The sequence below is a fragment of the Streptomyces winkii genome (genome assembly GCF_032248595.1).
Taxonomy (GTDB): Bacteria; Actinomycetota; Actinomycetes; order Streptomycetales; family Streptomycetaceae; genus Streptomyces; species Streptomyces winkii.
Window position 1 is genome coordinate 609454 of the sequence record NZ_JASTTH010000003.1, and the last position, 21546, is coordinate 630999.

Sequence of the window (21546 nt, forward strand, 5' to 3'; positions counted from 1 at the left end):
CGCCGCGAGCCTCCGCGACGCCGCGGGGGCGTGCGGGCCGCGCTCCGGCTCAGCTTCTCCTCGCTGCGCACCCACAGGCGCCGGTTCGCCGGGACCTTCGCGGCCGTGCTGCTCGGCGTCTCCTTCGTCGCGGGGACGCTCGTCATGGGTGACACCCTGCGCGCCAGCTTCGACACGATGTTCGGCAACGCAGCCGAGGGCACCGACGCCGTCGTACGCAGCGACAGCGTCATCACCACCTCCGGCAACGCGCAGGGCACGCGGCAGCCCCTCGACACCGGCGTCCTCACCCGCATCGCGAAGGTGCCGGGCGTCGCCGCGGCGGAGCCGTCCGTCGAGGGTATGGGGCAGATCGTCGGCGCCGACGGCAAGCCCGTCGGCGGCCAGGGCCCGCCCACGCTCGCCGGCAACTGGATCGGGGACTCGCGGCTCAACCCGTACACGCTCGCGGAGGGACGGGCCCCGCGCCGCTCCGGAGAGGCCGTGCTCAACGAGGGCGCCGCCCGGCGCGGCGGCCTGAGCATCGGCGACACCACGACGCTGCGCACGCCCGGCCCCGTCCGCATCAGGATCGTGGGGCTCGCGTCCTTCGGCGGCCAGGACGGCATGGGCCAGGTGACCTTCGCCGGGCTGACCCTCGCCGACGCCCAGAAGTACCTCATGCCCGAGGCCGACCGCGCGGCGGCGATCCAGGTGCGCGCGGAGGACGGAACCGGTCAGGAGGAGCTGGTGAGCGCGCTCCGGCCCGTCCTGCCGAAGGGCGTGGAGGCGGTCACCGGCCAGCAGGTCGCCGAGGAGGACCAGGAGATGATCTCCGGTCAGTTCCTGACCCTCTTCACCACGCTCCTGCTGGTCTTCTCCGGCATCGCCCTGCTCGTCGCCGTCTTCTCCATCCACAACACCTTCGCCATCGTCGTCGCCCAACGCACCCGGGAGAACGCCCTGTTGCGTGCCCTGGGCGCCTCGCGGCGGCAGGTGCTCGGCGCCACGCTCACCGAGGCCGCCGTCGTGGGGCTGGTCGCCTCCGCCGCCGGTCTCGCCGGAGGCATCGGCATCGCGGCCGGGCTTCAGGCGCTCTTCCCGGCGATCGGCTTCCCCTTCCCGGAGGGCGCCCTGGTCGTCAGCGGCCTGTCGCTCACGCTGCCGCTCGGCGTCGGCGTGCTCGTGTGCGCCGGATCGGCGCTGTCGCCAGCCGTACGGGCCTCGCGCACGGCGCCGCTCGCCGCTCTGCGCGAGACGTCCGCCGAGTCGGCGCGCGTGCCGCGCGGCCGTACCGCCATGGGCGCCGCGCTCGCCGTGGCGGGCGTCGCCGGCACGGTGTGGGGCGCCGCGGGCGGCAGCCCTTCGCTGTGGCTCACGGGGAGCGGAGCGATCGCCCTGCTCGCCGCCTTCCTCGTGCTCGGACCGGCCGCCGCCGCGGCCGCCGTACGGGTCATGGGCGCCCCGGTCGCGAGGCTGCGCGGCGTGACGGGCGCGCTCGCCCAGCGCAACGCGCTGCGCAGCCCGAAGCGCACCGCCGCCACGGCGACAGCGCTGATGACGGGAGTCGCGGTGGTGTCGCTGTTCACCGTCTTCGCGTCCTCGCTCAAGTCGACGATGGACGCGGCCGTCTCCCGCTCCTTCGCGGGCGATGTCGCCGTCAGCGCCCCCGCGTTCGGGGCGGGCGGCAGCGGCCTCAGCCCCCGGCTCGCCTCCCGCGTCGAGCGGCTGCCCGAGGTCGACACGGCGCTCGGTCTCGGCAAGGGCGTGGCGCGGGTCGAGGGCGCCGGCAAGGAGCTGACGGTCACCGACCCGGCGCGCCTCCAGAACGTCCTGGAGCTGACCGGGGTGCGCGGATCGCTGGACTCCCTGGGCACGGACGGGATCGCGGTCTCCTCGGGCGAGGCGGACAAGCACCACTGGCGGCCCGGCTCGACCGTCCGGCTCGGCTTCACCGACGGCGACCGGCAGCGCTTCACCGTCGAGGCCGTCTACGACAGCAACGAGCTGGCGGGCGACTACGTCGTCGGCCGCTCGGCCTGGGCGCCGCACCGCACCCAGGACTCCGACACGCTGCTGGCGGTCGCCTTCGAGGACGGCGTCACGCCGGCGGACGGCAAGGCGGCGGTCACCGAGGCCGCGCGACCGTACGGGAATCCGTCGGTGCAGACGCGCGAGGAGTACGCGGAGAGCTCCGCTGGCGGCATCGACATGATGCTCACGCTCGTCTACGCGCTGCTCGCGCTGGCCGTACTGATCGCACTGCTGGGGATCGCCAACACCCTGACCCTGGCCCTGCACGAACGCACCCGGGAGCTGGGGCTGTTGCGCTCCGTCGGGCAGACCCGCCCGCAGCTGCGGGCGATGGTGCGCTGGGAGTCGCTGCTCGTGGCGGCGTTCGGCACGCTGGGCGGGCTGCTCCTCGGCGGCATCCTCGGCTGGGCGCTGGTACGGGCCGCGGACTCCGCCGGGACCAGCACCTTCGATCTGCCGCCGCTGCGTCTCGCGGTGGTCGCGCTCGTCGGCGTCGCGGCCGGACTCGTCGCGGGGCTGCGGCCCGCCCGCAGGGCGGCGCGGATGAACGTGCTGCGCGCCGTCGCCACGGAGTGACGCCGGGCCGCCCGGACCCGGGCGCCGGGGGGTAACGAGTGGGGCTGCCGCACCTGGACCGGGTGCGGCGGTCCCGCACGTCTCCGGCGTCCTTCGCGTCGCGGGCCCCCGGTTCAGGGACGGGACGCGGCTCCCGGGCCTGCCGAGTCGTACCCCGGACCTCGTCCGGGCCCGGCCGTGCCGTCCGGCATCCCGCCTCCCGTGCCGCCGCCCGGTGCCGCGGCGAACGCGGGCAGCGCCGAGCCGTCGGGCAGTGCCGAGCCGGCGGGCAGCTCCGAGGGCACGGCCACCCCGCGCTGGGGCGGCGTGCCGATGCCGACGGGCAGCGTGAACCACACGATCTTCCCCGAGCCGTCGTTCTGCGCGCGCATGCCCCAGCTGGCGCTCACGGCCTCGATGAGCGCGAGCCCCCGGCCGTTGGTCGCCGACGGCTCCGCCGTCCGCACCCGCGGCAGCCGCGGATCGTGATCCCGTACGGACACCGTCAGGTGGTCCCGGCGGAAGACGAGCTCGACGGTGCAGTGCTTGTCGGAACCGGTGTGCCTGTGGACGTTGGTGAGCAGCTCGGTGACACCGAGCGCGGCCGCGTCGATGAGCGGCTCCAGCCGCCAGTAGCGCAGCTGCGCGGTGACGATGCGGCGCACCTGCCCGATCCGTGAGGGCAGCGCCTGGAACTCGACCGCGCAGTGGGTGCGCGACCTCCCGGTGGCACGGGCGGTCACGGCAGCGGCTCCCCGGACACGGCGGTCAGGGAGCGAACAGCGACAAACAGAAAGTATGTGATGAAAGACACACGCTCAGGATGAGACGGCACCCCGCGTCCCGCAACGCGAGCGGGACCGCCCTTCCGCCGCTCTCCCGGCGCCCCTCGTACAGGCGCCTTTGGCCCACCGCTCTCCTGGCAGACCGCTCTCCGGCCACCCGGAGCGTGTTCCGGGCAGGCATCCGGCGAGGCGCTCAGGCCCCGAGCGTGCCCTGGTCCGCGGCGGCCTTGGCCCGCGCCGTGCGCACCGCGTTCAGCAGCCCGGCGCGGTGGCCGAGGCCGAACTGGAGCACATAGCGGGTGCCGCTGAGCGTCGCCAGCGCGCTGTCCGGCGGGCCGTAGCCGTTGATGCGGACCTTGTCGACGGGAGCGCTGTCGATCTCGCTTCCGTAACTGGTCATCAGCACCAACTGCCCGTCCCGCACAAGGACATGACCCGCACGTGTGAGTGAGCGCAGCATCCGCCGTATCCGGACCCCGCCAGCGTCGTACTCCGGCTCCGCCACGATTGCCTCCCACCAGTCCTCGCGGCCCCGGGTGCCCCGGGCCGGCCGCCCCTACCCTCTGTGAAGTGTGCCCGCAAGCTGCGGGCTCCACCAGAGGGCCCTTCTATGATCGGCGGCGTGAGCACCACCGAGCCGCCCTCCGCCCCGGAGCCCGCCCAGCCCTCCATCAGCGCGGCGGTCACCGCCCCCGGAGCCGCCGCCGCCACCCTCGACGTGGACCGCAGCGACGCGGAGTACCGGGGCTGGCTCAAGGACGCCGTCCGCAAGGTGCAGGCGGACAGCAACCGCAGCGCCGACACTCACCTGCTGTCCTTTCCGCTGCCCGAGGCCTGGGGCATCGACCTGTACCTCAAGGACGAGTCGACGCACCCCACCGGAAGCCTCAAGCACCGCCTGGCCCGGTCGCTGTTCCTGTACGGGCTGTGCAACGGCTGGATCCGCCCCGGCAGGCCCGTCATCGAGGCGTCGTCCGGCTCGACCGCGGTGAGCGAGGCGTACTTCGCAAAGCTGATCGGCGTCCCGTTCATCGCGGTGATGCCGCGCACGACCAGCCGTGAGAAGACCAGGCTCATCGAGTTCCACGGCGGGCGGTGCCACCTCGTGGACGATCCCCGCACGGTGTACGAGGTGTCCGCCGCACTCGCGGCGGAGTCCGGCGGCCATTACATGGACCAGTTCACCTACGCCGAGCGCGCGACCGACTGGCGCGGCAACAACAACATCGCCGAGTCCGTCTACGAGCAGATGAGGCTCGAACGCTTCCCGGAACCGGCCTGGATCGTGGCGACCGCCGGCACCGGCGGCACCTCCGCGACCATCGCGCGCTACGTCCGCTACATGCAGTACGACACCCGCGTGTGCGTTCCCGATCCCGAGAACTCCTGCTTCTTCGAGGGCTGGCTCACGGGCGACAACGAGGCGTACTGCGAAGGCAGTTCACGCATCGAGGGCATCGGGCGCCCGCGCATGGAGCCGAGCTTCGTGCCGTCCGCCGTCGACCGCATGATGAAGGTCCCCGACGCCGCGGCCGTGGCGTCGGTGCGCGCGCTGGAGCGGGCCATGGGCCGGCGCGCGGGCGGTTCCACGGGTACGGGGCTGTGGAGCGCCCTGAAGATCGTCTCGGAGATGGCGGAGCAGGGACGTACGGGCAGCGTGGTCACGCTGATCTGCGATCCCGGCGACCGCTACCTGGACAAGTACTACTCGGACGACTGGCTCGCCGAGCAGGGCCTCGACATCGCCCCGTACTGCCAGACCATCGAGACCTTCCTGGCGACGGGCGACTGGACGGGCTGACGGCGGCGCCGTCCGGGAAGGGCGGCCGTCAGTCCTCGGACGCCGCCGGTTCGCTCTCCGTCCCGCCCGCGACGACCAGTTCGGGAATCCGCTCCCGTATCCGCTCGCGTGCCGCGTGCGGCAGGCCGCCGTCCGTGACGAGCGTGCCGACCTGTTCCAGGGACGCGAACGAACTCAGGCCCACCGTCCCCCACTTGGTGTGGTCCGCGACCACGACGACCCGCCGTGCGGAGCCCACGAGGTGCCTGTTCGTCTCCGCCTCCGCCAGGTTCGGGGTCGACAGGCCCGCCTCGGTGGATATGCCGTGCACGCCGAGGAAGAGCACGTCGAAGTGGAGGGTGCGGATCGCGGCGTCCGCGACGGGGCCGACCAGCGAGTCGGACGGCGTGCGCACACCGCCGGTGAGGACGACAGTGGCCGCACCGTCGCGCGTCCTCGATCCTCCGTGGCGGCTGTGTGCGGCGTGGAAGACGTCCGCGACCCGCACCGAATTGGTGACCACCGTCAGGTCGGGCACCTCTGTGAGCTGCTGGGCCAGCGCGTACGTCGTGGTGCCGCCGGACAGGGCGATCGCGCCGCCCGGTTCGGCCATCGCCGCCGCGGCGCGGGCGATGTCCTCCTTCGCGGACTGCTCCAGCGACGACTTCGCCTCGAAGCCCGGCTCGTGCGTGCTCGCGTCCGCGAGCGGCACCGCGCCGCCGTGGACCTTCTCCAGCACGCCGCGCCGGGCCAGTACGTCCAGGTCGCGGCGGACCGTCATGTCGGAGACCATCAGCTTCCGCGTCAGCTCGTTCACCCGGACCCCGCCGCGCTCGCGGACCTCCTCCAGGATGAGCGCACGCCGCTGCTCCGCGAGCAGGTTCTGGTTGTCGCCCACCGAGTTCACCGTGCCGTCCGTCCCTTCGCCGCTGCGCTCTCCCGCGCGGTCATACTGCCACCGCCGAAGATGGGAGCGCGCGTCACGATTTCGCGTGGCTTGTGTGTGGGCGGGCTGTGAGGGCCCGTCACGGGCAGGATGCTGGAGGGTGCAGCATCGGCAGGGCAGAGAGCGAAGAGGCTCGGGGGAGCGGAGAATTGCAGACGGTGGAGAGCGGCGACGGGCCGGCGGAGGATGTCGCACGGAGCGTCCCGGGGGAGTCGGGGGTCCAGCCGCCGCCGGGTCTGAATCTGGAACTGCTGGTCCACGGCGTGGGCGGCACGACTCCGCAGGAGATGCTCGGGGACCCGCGCATAGAGCGCGTGACCGGCGACACCACGGCAGCCGTCTACCGGCGCACCGACGACGTCGACGCGGAAGCCCGTCCGCAGGACTACCGGGACCGGCCGGTCGCCGAGGCGTACTCCTGGTCCAACCTGACGTCCGGAAACGGCGCCCGTGCCCTGTGGCTGATCCTGCTGCCGTTCATGGTCGCCAATCTCGCGCACTGGATGCGGCCCGCGGATTACGGTCCCCGCCTCCTGCTGGCGCGCGTGCACGGCGTGCTCGTGCGTCTGATCGCGCTCAGCCTCACGGTGCTGCTGGTCGCCGCCGCCTGCGAGGTCGCCCTCGATCTCGTGGCCTGGCAGTGCGCCGGTTCCGCCGGGTGCGCCGAGGAGCACTCGTGGCTGGCCTTCATGGCGCAGGGCCCTTCGGGAGACGGCGGCTGGTGGAGCCAGCCGGGCCGCCGGCTGGCGCTGGCCGCCGTGGTGCCCGCCGCGCTGACGCTGCTGCTGTGGTGGCTCTCGCACCGCACCTGGGCGGCGTACGAGTCGCAGCCGCCGCTGCGCAGGCCCGTCGACGAGTACGACCGCGAGGCCCGCGACCGTCCGGCGCTGTGCCTGCCCGGCTTCTGGTACGGCAAGCGGCTCGTGGCGCGGCTGCGCGCGGCGCACACCGCCGCCGGGTTCCTCACCGTCGCGGCCGCCGTGGCCGCCGCGGCCACCCGCCACGACCGCAAGCCCGGCGGCAGCGCAGCACTGGACGCCGTGGGGTGGCTGACCGAGATCCTCCTCGTCGCGTGCGCGCTGTGGGTGCTGTACGTGGTGTGCCGCCGCGGACGCAAGGAGAGCGAACCGGACGACGCCCTCGACGAGTTCACCGTGCGCGCACTCCCCGGCATCGCGGTCGGCGTACTGGTGCTGGCGGTCGTGCATGCGGCGTGGTCGCGGCCGGAGTGGGTCTCGCGCGGCGGTGAGCTGCCGGGGGACGAGACGTTCGGGGTGCTGGCCGTCGCGCAGGGCTTGCTGGTGGCGGCGATGGGCGTGCTCGGCGTCGTGCTGCACCGGCGGCGGCCCGCGGACCGTACGGCGCTGAGGGGACTGGGCTCCGCGTCGGTCGCGATGGTCGCGTGCGCGCTGGGCGGCGTGATGTCCGGCGGTGTCACGCAGCGCGTCGGCGACTGGCTGGACGGGCCCGGCACCTCCGGCATGGGCGGCGGGCTCATCGACGGCCCGCCGACGCTGCTGACCTGGCAGTCCGCCGCCATCCCCGTACTGCTGGGCGCGGCACTCGCGATGGCGCTGTGGTATCTGTTCCAAGTCTCCCGCCGCAGCCGGGAGATGACCGACGACGTGGAGCGCGGCTACCCCGGCGCCGTTCCCGACGCCTCCCGCTCCCGCCGCATCGCCTCCACCATCGCGCTGGCCGGCCTCACCGACGCGGCGCCCCGGCTGACCGGCACCATCGCGGCGACGACGCTCCTTCTCGGCGGCGCCGGAGTGCTCGGCGCCTGGCTCACCGGAGAGGTGCCGGGGCGCGCCGCGGACGGACTGCCCGCGATCCTCGACGGCTTCGCCGACACCGTCCAGGTGCTCGGCTCGTGGCTCATCGGCCTCGCCTTCGTCCTGTTCATCACCTGGGGCCGCCGCGCCTACCGCGACCCGTCCGCCCGGCGGACGATCGGCATCCTGTGGGACGTCGGCACCTTCTGGCCCCGCGCCGCACACCCCTTCGCGCCGCCCTGCTACGCGGAGCGCGCCGTCCCGGATCTGGCCTGGCGGATGGCCACCTGGACGGAGAGCACCGGGGGAAGGCTGGTGATCTCCGGGCACTCACAGGGCAGCGTGCTGGCCGCGGCGGCCGTCTGGCACCTGGACCGCGTGACCCGCGGTCAGATCGCGCTGCTGACGTACGGTTCGCCGCTGGAACGTCTCTACGGGCGCTGGTTCCCCGCGTACTTCGGGCCGCGGCAGCTCCACGACCTCCATCAGCAGGTGGACTGCTGGCGCAATCTGTGGCGGCTGACCGATCCCATCGGCGGCCCCGTGCGCGTCAACGGCGGCGCCGACGTCGACCACGGGCCGCTGCTCGACCCCCTCGAATACGGCCGAACCCTCCAACACCCGCTGCCCGCACCGATTCTCGGCCACGGCGAGTACCAGGCCGACCCCGTCTTCGACGAGGAGAGGGACCGCCTGCTGCTGCGCCTGCGCAGCCACGAGCCCGCGGCCGGCAGTGCGGCGAAGGGCACGGAGGGAGCCGTACCGAGGCAGGGCGCCGCGGAAGACGGCACGGCCGGCACGGACAGCCCGGACGGAACCGGCGACGGAACCGATGAGGCCGGGGCGGACGCCGCGGCCTCTCAGACCGATTCGGGCAGGTCGTCCGCGTAGAGGAGCGTGAGGTCCTCGGTGCTCGGGTCGGACAGCTGCGCCACCCGGCCCGCGTGCCGCTCGACCATGGACTCGAACGTCTGCCGCGCCGTGCGTCCGTTGCCGAACGACGGGCCCTTGGGCAGCGCCGTGAAGTGCTTCAGCAGCGCCTCCGTCGCGGCCTCCCCGAGGTGGTACTCGTGCTCCTCGGCCTGCTGCTCCACGATCCGCAGCAGCTCCTCCGGCGTGTAGTCGCCGAAGGTGATGGTCCGTGAGAAGCGGGACGCCACACCGGGGTTGACGGCCAGGAAGCGCTGCATCTCCGTCGTGTAGCCCGCGGCGATCACCACGACCTCCTCGCGGTGGTCCTCCATCAGCTTCACCAGGGTGTCGATGGCCTCGCGGCCGAAGTCGCGCCCGCCGTCCTCCGGAGAGAGCGCGTACGCCTCGTCGATGAAGAGCACTCCGCCCCGCGCCCTGTCGAACGCCTCCTGAGTACGGATCGCCGTGGAGCCGATGTGCTCGCCGACGAGGTCGACGCGGGAGACCTCCACCAGGTGCCCGCGCTCCAGCACTCCGAGGGCGTGCAGGATCTCGCCGTACAGCCGGGCGACGGTTGTCTTGCCCGTGCCCGGGGAGCCGGTGAAGACGAGATGGCGGCGCACGGACGCCGCCTTGAGACCGGCCTCCTGGCGGCGGCGTCCCACCTCGATCATGTCGGTGAGCGCCCGCACCTCGCGCTTGACGCTCTCCAGGCCCACAAGCGTGTCCAGTTCGCCGAGGACCTCCTGGGCCGGCCGGGCCGGTACGGCGGGGGACTCCGCCTCTTCTCCGGCCGCCGGGCCGGACTTGCGGGCGTCGGCCGCCTTGCGCGCGGTGGGCTGCTGCTGTGCGGCGGGGGCCGTCGCGGGCAGCAGGGCCGGGGGCGCGCCCTTTCCGTCCGCGGACCCCTTCGGAGCCGTCGGCGGTGCCGCACCGCCGGACTCCGCCGCGCCCTTGTCGCCCGGAGCCGTGACGGTGGCGGTGTCGTCGCTGCGGCAGTCCTCGACGAGGGGGCCCTGCTCCGCGAACTCGAAGCCGCCGCGCGCGCACCGCTCCGTACGGCAGCGGCGCAGCGTCGTACGGCAGCCGTCGATGACGTGGAAGCCGTACCCCTGCGAGCCGCTCACGCGGCAGCCGTGGAAGGTGCCGCGGCCCTCGGCGGAGACGTAGAAACCGGCCTCGGAGGGCGAGGTGACCGTGCACCTGTCGATGTCGGGGTCGGCGCCCTTGGTGACGATGAAGCCCGTCGCGACGCCGTCGACCGTGCAGTTGGCGAGCGTGCCGCCGCTGCCGTGGTCGCGGAACCACGCGCCGGTCGCGGCCTCGCGGATGCGGCAGTCGTCGAGCTGCACGGTCGCGCCGTCGCTCACCGAGACGGCCGTGCCCCGAACTTGGGCCAGATCGCTGTCGACGACGTCGGCGCGCGAGCCGCGGTCGAGGATGAACAGCGCGTCCGGCACGGTGTGCACGCGGCAGGAGTCCAGTACGACGCTCGCGCCGTCGCTGATCCACACGGCCGGATAGTCGCCCGTACTGTCGTGTATCTCGCAGCTGTTGGCGTCGGCGCGGGTGCCCGGGTCCCACACCGACAGGCCGTTGCGGCCGAAGCGCCGCACCGTGGAGCGCGTGAGGGTGAGCACCGAACGGGAGCGCAGATCCAGGGCGTTCTCGGGGATGTCGTGGATGTCGCAGTCGGCGAGCGTGAGGACGGCGTCGGTGTCGAGAGTGACGCCGTCCGCCGTCGTGCGGTGGACACGGCAGTCGGTGAGATGCCCCGTGGCGCGGGCGACGACCTGGACGCCGCTGCCCTTGATCTCGTACACCTCGCAGCCGACGGCCTCGGCCGCGCTGCCCTCGCCGTGCAGCGAGAGCCCCGCGCCGGACGCGTGGTGCACAGTGCAGCGCTCCAGCCGCGGATGCGCTCCGTCGCGCACGGACACCCCGGACTGCCCTGCCGAGACGACCTCGCACTCCTCGTAGACGCCGCCGGCGCCGCCGGTCACGGTGATGCCCGCACCCGCCGGGTTGTCGACGGTGCAGCGGCGCACCGTGGGGCGGGCGCCGCCGCGAACCTCGATCCCGGAGGCCGAACGCGTCATCACCCGCAGGCCGTTGAGCTCCGCGGCACCGTCCTCGACGAGCAGCGCGGGCGAGGCCGCGTCCTGCGCCTCGATCTGGAGATGCTGCACGACGGCGGAGGACCGCACGGTCAGGGCCACGCCCTCGGCGGGGGCGATGCGCACCGAGCCCGCGGCCGCGCGCTCGGGGCCGCGCAGGGTGACGGTGCGCTCCAGCACCAGGTTCTCCCGGTACGTGCCGGGCGCCAGGGTGATCACATCACCGTCGGTGGCGGCCTCCAAGGCGGCCGACACAGAGCCGTACTCTCCTGTGCGGCGCCGCCACCGCGACGAACCGGCGTGCGTCACCTGCACCGAGCCCTGTGCCATGGACAGTTGTGCCCCAACCTCGAAGTACCTGTGGTGCGTTGACAAAGGTACGCACCGGAGTCGGACCACCGTAGCGTGCGCGCGGGAGCGCGCGGTCACGTGTCCGCACTTCGGGCGCACGATGACCACCGTCCGTCCGCTGCTTGTGCGTTCAGACGGGATTCGGGCGGGCTGCGGACCGGTTTCGGACGGGGCACGGCGCCGGTCAGGGCCGATCGGCCGCCGGACTCCCGGGGGTTGGAGCCCGGGTAAGCGGAAGTCTCAGCTGTTGGACCCCGTGCGTCCCCAGTCGGGACCGATGCGGGACCATTCCGCGTCCCATACGGCGTACCGGCGGCGCAGCAACTGGCGCATGGTCAGCCGGCGTCCGGCCTCCATTGCTCCGGCAGCACCGGCAGCGGTGACGAGCCCGGCGAGAGCGGCGTACGAGAGCGCGGTCTCCGGGGCCATCGGACGGTTCGCGGGCATGCCGCGCGCGTCCGTCCAGATCCGGAAACGCTCACCTGGCTGGACCTTGTGCTGCGTGGTGACGGTGCTCTTGTGGGCGCTGCCGTCCGGGCCCGCCCAGTGGGCGACCACGTGACGGCGGTCGGGCTGCTGCGAGGCCGACTCGGGATCGGCGTCCAACGGAGCCCGGTCCTGGACCGATTCGGCCGTCGCCCACACCTGGTGGTGACGGCGCTGCTGTTCCTTCGCGTTCTCGAGCAGTGCTCCCTGCGCCGCGGAGCCTCCCAGCCACCCGGCGAGCGGAGCGAGGACGACGGCAAGGACCATGGCACCTAGTGCCAGCCACGCTTCGCGGCGGTCGCTGCGGCGGCACAGCGGGTTGCCGCGCCAGCGCCACAGGCCGACGATCGCGCGCATAACTTCTCACCCCCTTCTCCACGTCCGTAAGTACCTCATGGCGAGAGGTACATGCGTGGGAACAGGCCAAAGAGACTCAAATCACCCGCAACGTGGTCATCGCCCGGGCTGGTGGCCACCCCCTCGTGGAGCTTCGACCCTACTCCCCGCGGCGGCGGAGTCGGGGGGAGGGGTGCCCTCGGAGAGGCACCGGGTGTCAGGCCCCTTCCGGAGCACCTTCGCCGGCGAATCGGCTCCGTTACCCAGCGAATTGGCGTCGCATTCCGCGGAATGCGATCTCTTTTGAGCGATTGCCCGCCGTGAGCCCGGCGGCTTAGCTTCGGTTGCGCAACGAGCGAATCGTCGGTGCGGACACGGAGATTGGCGGTATCCATATGGCGACTGCGGTGGAGATGAATTCCGGCGGCGAGGAGGCGGCCCAGGCACAGTCGAGTCTTGCGACAGGTGCCGCGCGCAATCTCACCACCACCACCAAAACGCCCCCGCAAATGCAGGGAATCACCTCACGGTGGTTGCTGAAAGTCCTTCCCTGGGTCCACGTCCCCGGCGGCACGTTCCGCGTCAACAGGCGCCTGACGCACACCCTCGGCAACGGCCGGGTCGAGTTCACCACGACGGGGGCCGAGGTGAAGGTCGTCCCGCTGGAGCTGACCGAACTCCCGCTGCTCAGCGGCTTCGAGGACCGTGCCGTGCTGGAAGCGCTCGCGAACCGCTGCGAACAGCGCGACTTCGGGCCGGGAGAGACGATCGTCGAGGCCGGGCGCCCCGCCGACCAGCTCGTGCTCGTCGCGCACGGCAAGCTGCGCAAGACGACCGAGGGCAAGTACGGCGGCGAGAGCGTCGTCGGGGTCCTGGCCGACGGCGACCACGTTGGGTCCGACCGGCTCACCGGCGAGCCGGGCAAGTGGGACATCACCCTCACCTCGCTGACCAGCGGCACCGTACTCACGCTCGCGCGCGAGTCGTTCGAGGAGATCTCGGGCAGGTCCGAGAGCCTGCGCGCCCAGATCGAGTCGGCCGCCTCCGCCCCGACGGAAGGGCACACTCCCGACGGTGAGGCGGCGATCGAGCTGGCGTCGGGGCATGCGGGGGAGGCGTTGCTGCCGGGGACGTTCGTGGATTACGAGCCGGCTCCGCGTGAGTACGAGTTGAGTGTGGCGCAGACGGTGTTGCGGGTGCATACGCGGGTGGCGGATCTGTACAACGACCCGATGAACCAGGTCGAGGAGCAGTTGCGGCTGACGGTGGAGGCGCTGCGGGAGCGTCAGGAGCACGAGATGGTCAACAACCGGGACTTCGGGCTGCTGCACAATGCGGCTCTCTCCCAGCGCATCCACACCCGCTCCGGCCCGCCCACCCCCGACGACCTCGACGAACTCCTCGCCACCGTGTGGAAGGAGCCCAGCGTCGTGCTGGCGCATCCCAAGGCGATCGCCGCCTTCGGCCGCGAGTGCAACAGCCGAGGCATCCACCCCGACAGCGCCGAGCTGGACGGGCACCGCGTGCCCGCGTGGCGCGGCGTCCCCGTGCTGCCCTGCGACAAGATCCCGGTCACCGGCTCCGGCAGCACCTCGGTGCTGGTGATGCGTACGGGAGAGAAGGCGCAAGGAGTCGTGGGCCTCCACCAGACGGGAATTCCCGACGAATTCCAGCCCGGGGTGTCGGTGCGCTTCATGGGCATCGACGAAAAGGCCCTCATTTCCTATCTGGTGAGCGCCTACTATTCCACCGCCGTACTCGTCCCGGATGCCCTGGGAATCCTCGAAGACGTCGAAATCGGGCACTGAAGTTCCGCTGACGGAGCGGCGGCCGCCGTAAGGCGGCGTCATTTCCGGCCCGCTATCCGGTTCTGTGCCCCGCCCTTTGTCCGGCTCTGTCTCTTCCCCTGACTCCGGCTCCGTCTCGGGCCCTGTCTCCGAACCGTCCTCGGTCCCGTCTCCGGTCCTCTTCCACGGCCCTGCCTCCTGCCCCCGTACCAGCGCCGGTTCCAGCGCACGCCCCAGCACGGAAGGTCTCCCGGTCCATGACCACCCAGCCCGGTCCGACACCCGACCGCGCCGCGGAGCACAGCCTCAGCCTCGCTCCCGCCGCGGCCCGCAACCTGACCACCACCACCAAGACGCCCCCGCAGATGCAGGGGATCTCCTCCCGCTGGCTGCTGAAGGTCCTGCCGTGGGTCGAGGCCACCGGCGGCACGTTCCGTGTCAACAGGCGCCTGACGCACACCCTCGGCGACGGACGGATCGAATTCGTCGTCACCGGCGCCGACATCGCCGTGATCCCGGCGGAGCTCCGCGAGATCCCGCTGCTGCGCGGCCTGACCGACGAGGCTGCCCTCAGCGCCCTCGCCGGGCGGTTCGAGCAGCGGGAGTTTAGCGCCGGCGACACCGTGGTCTCGCCGGGCGACCCGGCGCAGCTCCTCCTCGTCGCCCACGGCAAGGTCAGGCGCACCGGCACCGGCAAGTACGGCGACGAGATGTCCCTGGGCGTGCTCGCCGGCGGCGACCACACGGGCGAACAGGCCCTCACCCCGGATCCGGGGGAGTGGGAGCAGACCCTGACCGCGCTGACGAAGTGCACCGTACTGGCCCTGCGCGCGGACGAGTTCCGCGACGTGGCGGACCGCTCACCGGCCCTGCGCTCGTACCTCGACGACTACCTCTCGCGCGCCATCCCCCGGCAGAACAAGCGCGGTGAGGCGGCGATCGAGCTGGCGTCGGGGCATGCGGGGGAGGCGTTGCTGCCGGGGACGTTCGTGGATTACGAGCCGGCTCCGCGTGAGTACGAGTTGAGTGTGGCGCAGACGGTGTTGCGGGTGCATACGCGGGTGGCGGATCTGTACAACGACCCGATGAACCAGGTCGAGGAGCAGTTGCGGCTGACGGTGGAGGCGCTGCGGGAGCGTCAGGAGCACGAGATGGTCAACAACCGGGACTTCGGGCTGCTGCACAATGCGGCTCTCTCCCAGCGCATCCACACCCGCTCCGGCCCGCCCACCCCCGACGACCTCGACGAACTCATCTCACGCCGCCGCAAGACGCAGTACATCCTCGCCCACCCCAAGGCGATCGCCGCCATCGGCCGCGAGTGCAGCGACCGCGGCGTCTACCCCCAGCAGACTGAACTCAACGGCGTCCTCGTACGGACCTGGCGCGGCATCCCGCTGCTTCCCTGCAACAAGATCCCCGTGGGCCGGGACGGTACGACCAGTGTGCTGGCCATGCGCACCGGCCAGGAGAACCAGGGCGTCGTCGCCCTCCACCAGACGGGCATCCCGGACGAGATCCAGCCGGGCCTGAACGTCCGCTTCATGGGCATCGACGACAAGGCCCTCATCTCCTACCTCGTGAGCACCTACTTCTCGGCCGCCGTGCTCGTGCCGGACGCCCTCGGAGTGCTGGAGGACGTCGAGGTCTGAGCGCGGGGGCACCGCGATCCCGCACGCGCGGGATCCCAGCAGACCCGGGTGGGGAGGAGGGACCTCAGCCGGAGGCCGCGGACCAGCTCCACTCCGCGACCTCCGGCAGGTCCGTTCCGTGTTCGCGGATCCAGGAGTGGTGCCGGGTGCGCTTGTCCTCCATCGCCTGGCGCACCCCCGTCGCCTGCACGGGCAGCCCCTCGGTGCGGTCGATGACGTCCATCACGAGCCGGTACCGGTCCATGTCGTTGCGTACCACCATGTCGAACGGCGTGGTCGTGGCGCCCATCTCCTTGTAGCCGCGCACATGCAGCGAATCGTGCACGGCCCGCCGGTAGGCGAGGCGGTGCACCAGCCACGGATAGCCGTGGTAGGCGAAGATCACCGGCTTGTCGCGGGTGAAGACGGCGTCGAACTCCGCGTCGGGCAGCCCGTGCGGATGCTCGGAGCGCGGCAGCAGCCGCGCGATGTCGACGACGTTGACCACCCGTACCGCCAGCTGTGGCAGCCGCTCGCGCAGCAGCCACGCCGCCGCCAGCGTCTCCTGCGTGGGGACGTCGCCCGCGCAGGCCAGCACCACATCCGGCTCGCCGCCCCGCACTTCGGTGCCCGCCCACTCCCACACGCCGAGCCCGCGCGCACAGTGACCGCGGGCCTCCTCCAGCGACAGCCAGTCGAAGCACTCCTGCTTGCCCGCGACCACGACGTTGACGGTGTCCTGGGTGCGCAGCACGTGATCGGCCACGCACAGCAGCGTGTTGGCGTCTGGCGGCAGGTAGACGCGCACGATCTGCGGGCTCTTGTTCATGATGTGGTCGATGAACCCGGGGTCCTGGTGGGAGAAGCCGTTGTGGTCCTGCCGCCAGGCGTGCGACGTGAGCAGATAGTTGAGCGAGGACAGCGGCCTGCGCCACGGGACGTCCTGCGAACTCTGCAACCACTTCACGTGCTGTCCGGCCATGCTGGCGACGATGTGGGTGAAGGCCTCGTAGGAGCCGAACAGCCCGTGCCGCCCCGTGAGTACGTAACCCTCCAGCCAGCCCTGGCACATGTGCTCCGAGAGCACCTCCAGCGTCCGGCCGTGCGCACCGAGGTGTTCGTCGGTCTTCAGCGTCTGCGCCTGCCAGCCGCGCGGCGTGACGTCGAAGACGCCGTCGAGGTGGTTGGAGGCCGTCTCGTCCGGCCCGAACAGCCGGAAGTCGCGCCGGTGCCGCGTGGCGGCGAACAGCTCGGTCAGCATTCCGCCCAGCACCCGCGTCGGCTGGTGCAGCGTGTGCCCGTGCCGCTCGACCTGCACGGCGTGCGGTTCCAGCGCCGGCACCGGCAGCTCACGCAGCAGCCTCCCGCCGTTGGCGTGCGGTACGGAGCCCAGCCTGCGCTCTCCCTCGGGCACGCACGCCAGGACCTCCTCGCTCGGCCTGCCCTCGGCGTCGAACAGCTCCTGAGGACGGTACGACCGCAGCCAGCCCTCCAACTGCCGCAGCCGCTCCGGGTCTTCACGCACACCCGTCAGCGGGATCTGGTGAGAGCGCCAGGTGTCCTCCACCGGGACGCCGTCCACCTCGGCGGGGCCCGTCCAGCCCTTGGGCGTGCGCAGCACGAGCACCGGCCAGCGCGGCCGGTGCCCCGGGCCCGCGGGCTCGCCCGGCTGTCCGGACTCGCCGGGCTCCCTGGACTCCCCGGGCACCGCGGCACGTGCGCGGGCCTCGCGCTGACTGGACGCGATGCGCTCCAGCGCGACGTCGAAGGCGCCGGCCAGCGCCCGGTGCGTCTCGGCATGCGGGGTTCCGGGGTGCGCGGTCACGTGCAACGGGTCGTATCCGTAGCCGCGCAGCAGGGCGTCCAGCTCGTCCTCCGGAAGCCGGGCCAGCACCGTGGGGTTCGCGATCTTGTACCCGTTGAGGTGCAGTACGGGGAGCACCGCGCCGTCGTGCACCGGGTCGAGGAACTTGTTGGAGTGCCAGGAGGCGGCCAGGGGCCCGGTCTCCGCCTCGCCGTCGCCGACCACGGCGCACACCACCAGGTCCGGATTGTCGAACGCGGCGCCGTAGGCGTGTGCCAGCGCGTACCCCAGCTCGCCGCCCTCCTGGATCGAGCCCGGTACGTCCGGTGCCGTATGGCTCGGCAGTCCGCCCGGCTGCGAGAAGGCGCGGAAGAGGCCGAGCATGCCCGCGGCGTCGCGCGAACGGTCCGGTTCCAGTTCGCCGTACGTACCCTCCAGCCAGGCCCCCGCGAGCACCGCGGGCGCACCGTGGCCCGGCCCCCAGACGCACATGGCCTCCAGGCCGTGCTCCCGTACGGCCCTGTTGAGGTGGGTGTAGACGAGCCCGAGCCCGGGCGAGGTTCCCCAGTGCCCGAGAAGCCTCGGCTTGATGTGCTCCGCGCGCAGCGGCTCGCGGAGCAGCGGGTTCTCCCGCAGATACAGCTGGCACGCGGACAGGTAGTTCAGGGCCCGCCAGTGGGCGTCGAGCTGGGCCGTTTCGGCGTCGGTGAGCGCGGGGTGCGTGTGCATTCCGGATGGGTACCAGGGTGCGCGCCGCCTGACACCCGCCCCGACGGACGCGCGGGCGGGCCGGGGAGTATCCCGAACCGTGGCGGATTGTCCGGCTCCCCGGCGTTGCCTGGGGCTGTGACGCACGGCACGATGACGGTGTGCTTAATCCATGGCTGGCGCTGGAGACAGGGGCAGACGCGGCCGAGCGGACGGGCCAGGTGCGCCGCGCGCACGAGGAGTTCGTGACCGAGGGCGCGATCGGCTCCCAGGTGCGGAACGTGGTGGCCGAGTCCTGGCAGCGCTGCGCCGGTGCCTCCGTCGAGCCGGAGAGCGTGGCCCGGATCGACCTCGCGGACGCCGATCTCGCCGCGTACCGCTCCGCGCACCCCCTCGCCCGCGTCATGCCGCTCTTCCGTGAACTGCTCGGCACGGTCGCCGACGACGGCGCCCATCTGCTCTCCGTCTGCGACGAGAACGGGCGCATGCTGTGGGTCGAGGGCCACTCCCAAGTCCAGCGCCACGCCGAGCGGATGAACTTCGTGCCCGGCGCCCGCTGGGCCGAGCGCTACATCGGCACCAACGCCCCGGGCACCGCCCTCGCCGTCGACCACGCGGTGCAGATCTTCACCGCCGAGCACTACTGCCGCCCCGTGCAGGCATGGACCTGCGCCGCGGCCCCCGTACACGATCCGCGCACGCACCGCCTCATCGGCGCGATCGACATCACCGGCGGCGACCACCTCGCCTCGCCGCAGAGCCTCGCGCTCGTGCAGGCCACGGCCCGCGCCGCGGAGGCCTACCTCACCGAACTGGCCGCCGCGGGCGGCTCGTCCACCGCAGGCGCACCCGTCCTCAACGCCCTCGGCTGCGACGAGGCCCTCCTGGACGCGGGAGGCGGCGCACCCCTGCGCCTCGGCCGCCGGCACAGCGAGATCATGGTGCTCCTGGCCGCGCACCCCGAGGGGCTCACCGGCGAGCGGCTCGCCCTGGAGCTCTACGGCGAGCGGGCCGTCACGCCCGTCACCCTGCGCGCCGAACTCTCCCGTCTGCGCGGCCTGTTGGGCCCGCTGCTCGGCTCGCGTCCCTACCGTCTGCGCACCGTGCCCCACACGGATCACGACGCAGTCGGCGAGGCCCTGGCCGAGGGCGACCTGCGTGCCGCGCTCGCCGCCTACCGGGGTCCGCTGCTGCCGCTGTCCGAGGCGCCCGGCGTCGTCCGGCTGCGCAGGCGGCTGGAGGACCGGCTGCGCCGCGCCCTGCTGGCGTCCCGTGACACCGCGCTGCTGGAGGACTGGGTCCGCACGCCCTGGGGCGAGGACGACCTGGAGATGTGGGAGGCCCTGCTCGCCGGTCGGCAGCCCGGAGCGAGCGGCACCGCGGCGCTCAGCGGCCGGGTGCGCGAACTGCGCCGCGCCTACGGGCTGGAGAGCGCCCTGCGGTCGGCCGGCGCCGGTCCGTACGCAGCGGACAGGGAGGCGCACGCAACGTATCGGCAACGTTCCCGTCCCTAGGCTCTGCCGCATATCGCACCCGCCGAGGGATGAGGCGGGTCGCCCTCACGAAGGGGAGGCAGAGATGAGCCGCTACGCCGCGCCCGGGTCCGACGGGGCCGTCATGAACTACAAGTCCCGCTACGACCACTGGATCGGGGGCGCCTACGTCGCCCCCAAACAGGGCGGCTACTTCGAGAACCCCACACCGGTCACGGGGGCGTCCTTCACCGAGATCGCCCGCGGCACCGCGGACGACGTGGAGCGGGCCATCGACGCGGCCCACGACGCCGCCCCGGGCTGGGCGCGCACGCCCGCCGCCGAGCGGGCCGCGGTGCTCAACCGCATCGCGCAGCGGATGGAGGACCACCTCGAGGAACTCGCCGTCGCCGAGAGCTGGGAGAACGGCAAGCCGGTGCGTGAGGCGCTGGCCGCCGACATCCCGCTGGCCATCGACCACTTCCGCTACTTCGCCGGAGCGATCCGCGCGCAGGAAGGGTCGCTGTCGGAGATCGACGAGGACACCGTCGCCTACCACTTCCACGAACCGCTGGGCGTCGTCGCGCAGATCATTCCGTGGAACTTCCCGATCCTGATGGCCGTGTGGAAGCTGGCCCCCGCTCTGGCCGCGGGCAACGCGGTCGTCCTCAAGCCGGCCGAACAGACCCCGGCCTCCGTCCACTTCTGGATGAGCCTGGTCGCCGACCTGCTGCCGCCCGGCGTCGTCAACATCGTCAACGGCTTCGGCGCGGAAGCGGGCAAGCCGCTGGCCAGCAGCGCACGCGTGGCCAAGGTCGCCTTCACGGGCGAGACCACCACGGGCCGGCTGATCATGCAGTACGCCTCGGAGAACCTCAAGCCCGTCACGCTCGAACTCGGCGGCAAGAGCCCGAACATCTTCTTCGACGACGTCTCCACCGCCGACGACGACTTCTACGACAAGGCGATGGAGGGCTTCACCATGTTCGCCCTCAACCAGGGCGAGGTGTGCACGTGTCCGTCGCGCGCCCTCATCCAGCACGGCCACTACCGGGACTTCCTCGACGCGGGCATCGCCCGTACGGAGAAGATCGTCCAGGGGCACCCGCTGGACACCGAGACCATGGTGGGCGCACAGGCCTCCAACGACCAGCTGGAGAAGATCCTCTCCTACCTCGACATCGGCAAGCAGGAGGGCGCCAAGGCGCTCACCGGCGGCACCCGTGCCGAGCTGGGCGGAGAGCTGGAGGGCGGCTTCTACGTGCGGCCCACGATCCTCGAAGGCGACAACAGCATGCGCGTCTTCCAGGAGGAGATCTTCGGACCGGTCGTCGCCGTGACCGGCTTCTCCGACTTCGACGACGCCATGAAGACGGCCAACGACACGCTCTACGGCCTCGGCGCCGGCGTGTGGACGCGGGACGGCAACACCGCCTACCGCGCCGGACGCACCATCCAGGCCGGCCGCGTATGGACGAACTGCTACCACGCCTACCCGGCGCACGCCGCGTTCGGCGGGTACAAGCAGTCCGGCATCGGCCGCGAGAACCACCGGATGATGCTCGACCACTACCAGCAGACCAAGAACCTGCTGGTGAGCTACTCGCCGAAGAAGCTCGGGTTCTTCTGATGGCAGGCACGGAACAGGCAGAGGACCGGGCGGCGGCCCCGGCGCCGGAGCGGGTCGGCCTCACCGACGAGGCCGCCGCGATGATCCTGCGGCTGACGAAGCAGCACGGGCCGCTGATGTTCCACCAGTCCGGCGGCTGCTGCGACGGCAGCTCTCCGATGTGCTATCAGCTCGGCGAGCTGCGCACGGGCGATGCGGACGTGCTGCTGGAGCAGCTGCACGTGGACGGCGTCGACGAGCCGGTGCCGTTCTGGATGTCCGCGAGCCAGTACGCGTACTGGAGCCACACCCATCTGACGGTGGACGTGGTGCCGGGACGCGGCAGCGGGTTCTCGCTCGAAGCGCCCGAGGGCGTGCGCTTCCTGATCCGCTCGCGGCTGATGGAGGACGACGGCTGAAGTAGCCCCGGTCTGAAGGATCTTGGGGACAACCGGCGGACGGGCCGGGGACCCGGCACC

Annotated in this window: 14 protein-coding genes; 8 read left to right on the forward strand and 6 right to left on the reverse strand. The window is 72.3% G+C overall.

All coding sequences use genetic code 11. From position 1 onward, the window contains the following. Positions 1-30: 30 nt before the first annotated feature. Positions 31-2589, forward strand: a complete 2559-nt coding sequence (locus QQM67_RS11215; RefSeq protein WP_314173775.1) for an ABC transporter permease — start codon at positions 31-33, stop codon at positions 2587-2589. A 113-nt stretch (positions 2590-2702) separates the two neighbouring features. On the opposite strand, the gene QQM67_RS11220 is transcribed toward QQM67_RS11215, so the two are convergent. Together QQM67_RS11220 and QQM67_RS11225 are read right to left on the reverse strand one after the other, a co-directional pair. Further along, positions 2703-3311, reverse strand: a complete 609-nt coding sequence (locus QQM67_RS11220; RefSeq protein WP_314173545.1) for an ATP-binding protein — start codon at positions 3309-3311, stop codon at positions 2703-2705. Between the two features lie 235 nt (positions 3312-3546). Next, positions 3547-3858, reverse strand: coding sequence for a hypothetical protein (locus tag QQM67_RS11225; RefSeq protein ID WP_314173546.1), 312 nt, complete (start codon positions 3856-3858; stop codon positions 3547-3549). A 105-nt stretch (positions 3859-3963) separates the two neighbouring features. Here QQM67_RS11225 and QQM67_RS11230 point away from each other — a divergent pair, with 105 nt between their 5' ends. Continuing rightward, positions 3964-5154 (forward strand): pyridoxal-phosphate dependent enzyme, encoded by a 1191-nt coding sequence (locus QQM67_RS11230; RefSeq protein ID WP_399066192.1) that lies wholly within the window; start codon positions 3964-3966, stop codon positions 5152-5154. A 28-nt stretch (positions 5155-5182) separates the two neighbouring features. On the opposite strand, the gene QQM67_RS11235 is transcribed toward QQM67_RS11230, so the two are convergent. Next, complete coding sequence (locus QQM67_RS11235; RefSeq protein ID WP_314173548.1) at positions 5183-6031, reverse strand: DeoR/GlpR family DNA-binding transcription regulator; 849 nt, start codon at positions 6029-6031, stop codon at positions 5183-5185. 335 nt (positions 6032-6366) lie between these two features. Here QQM67_RS11235 and QQM67_RS11240 point away from each other — a divergent pair, with 335 nt between their 5' ends. Beyond that, positions 6367-8745: a hypothetical protein gene (locus QQM67_RS11240; RefSeq protein WP_314173776.1), complete on the forward strand. Its 2379-nt coding sequence runs from the start codon at positions 6367-6369 to the stop codon at positions 8743-8745. Here QQM67_RS11240 and QQM67_RS11245 read toward each other — a convergent pair. Both QQM67_RS11245 and QQM67_RS11250 read right to left on the reverse strand, forming a co-directional pair. Then, on the reverse strand, positions 8715-11213 hold the full coding sequence (locus QQM67_RS11245; protein ID WP_314173549.1) for a right-handed parallel beta-helix repeat-containing protein: 2499 nt from the start codon (positions 11211-11213) through the stop codon (positions 8715-8717). The two genes, QQM67_RS11240 and QQM67_RS11245, sit on opposite strands and share 31 nt — an antisense overlap. A 261-nt stretch (positions 11214-11474) precedes the next feature. Beyond that, positions 11475-12077, reverse strand: coding sequence for an Rv1733c family protein (locus QQM67_RS11250; RefSeq protein WP_314173550.1), 603 nt, complete (start codon positions 12075-12077; stop codon positions 11475-11477). A 374-nt stretch (positions 12078-12451) separates the two neighbouring features. On the opposite strand from QQM67_RS11250, the gene QQM67_RS11255 reads away from it, so the two are divergent. Beyond that, positions 12452-13864 (forward strand): family 2B encapsulin nanocompartment shell protein, encoded by a 1413-nt coding sequence (locus QQM67_RS11255; RefSeq protein WP_314173551.1) that lies wholly within the window; start codon positions 12452-12454, stop codon positions 13862-13864. Between the two features lie 236 nt (positions 13865-14100). Further along, positions 14101-15495 (forward strand): family 2B encapsulin nanocompartment shell protein, encoded by a 1395-nt coding sequence (locus QQM67_RS11260; protein ID WP_314173552.1) that lies wholly within the window; start codon positions 14101-14103, stop codon positions 15493-15495. A 64-nt stretch (positions 15496-15559) separates the two neighbouring features. Here QQM67_RS11260 and QQM67_RS11265 read toward each other — a convergent pair whose 3' ends face one another. Then, positions 15560-18007 (reverse strand): phosphoketolase family protein, encoded by a 2448-nt coding sequence (locus tag QQM67_RS11265; RefSeq protein ID WP_314173553.1) that lies wholly within the window; start codon positions 18005-18007, stop codon positions 15560-15562. A 140-nt stretch (positions 18008-18147) separates the two neighbouring features. Between QQM67_RS11265 and QQM67_RS11270 the strand changes: the two genes are divergently transcribed. From QQM67_RS11270 to QQM67_RS11280, 3 genes are all read left to right on the forward strand, one after another. Beyond that, a complete protein-coding gene (locus QQM67_RS11270; RefSeq protein ID WP_314173554.1) occupies positions 18148-19500 on the forward strand; it encodes a GAF domain-containing protein in 1353 nt (450 codons plus the stop codon). Positions 19501-19564: 64 nt separating this feature from the next. Then, entirely contained in the window at positions 19565-21088 is a 1524-nt protein-coding gene (gene exaC, locus QQM67_RS11275) for an acetaldehyde dehydrogenase ExaC (protein ID WP_314173555.1), read from the forward strand. After that, a complete protein-coding gene (locus QQM67_RS11280) occupies positions 21088-21486 on the forward strand; it encodes a DUF779 domain-containing protein (RefSeq protein ID WP_314173556.1) in 399 nt (132 codons plus the stop codon). Before exaC ends, QQM67_RS11280 begins: the two co-directional genes overlap by 1 nt. Positions 21487-21546 lie beyond the last annotated feature (60 nt).

Excerpts from the sequence above, each read along its gene's own strand:
- QQM67_RS11260 (WP_314173552.1), top strand. The coding sequence starts at position 14,101 with ATGACCACCCAGCCCGGTCCGACACCCGACCGCGCCGCGGAGCACAGC.
- QQM67_RS11240 (WP_314173776.1), top strand. The coding sequence starts at position 6,367 with ATGCTCGGGGACCCGCGCATAGAGCGCGTGACCGGCGACACCACGGCA.
- QQM67_RS11280 (WP_314173556.1), top strand. The coding sequence starts at position 21,088 with ATGGCAGGCACGGAACAGGCAGAGGACCGGGCGGCGGCCCCGGCGCCG.
- QQM67_RS11265 (WP_314173553.1), bottom strand. The coding sequence starts at position 18,007 with ATGCACACGCACCCCGCGCTCACCGACGCCGAAACGGCCCAGCTCGAC.
- QQM67_RS11255 (WP_314173551.1), top strand. The coding sequence starts at position 12,452 with ATGGCGACTGCGGTGGAGATGAATTCCGGCGGCGAGGAGGCGGCCCAG.
- QQM67_RS11230 (WP_399066192.1), top strand. The coding sequence starts at position 3,964 with ATGATCGGCGGCGTGAGCACCACCGAGCCGCCCTCCGCCCCGGAGCCC.
- exaC (WP_314173555.1), top strand. The coding sequence starts at position 19,565 with ATGAGCCGCTACGCCGCGCCCGGGTCCGACGGGGCCGTCATGAACTAC.
- QQM67_RS11250 (WP_314173550.1), bottom strand. The coding sequence starts at position 12,077 with ATGCGCGCGATCGTCGGCCTGTGGCGCTGGCGCGGCAACCCGCTGTGC.
- QQM67_RS11245 (WP_314173549.1), bottom strand. The coding sequence starts at position 11,213 with ATGGCACAGGGCTCGGTGCAGGTGACGCACGCCGGTTCGTCGCGGTGG.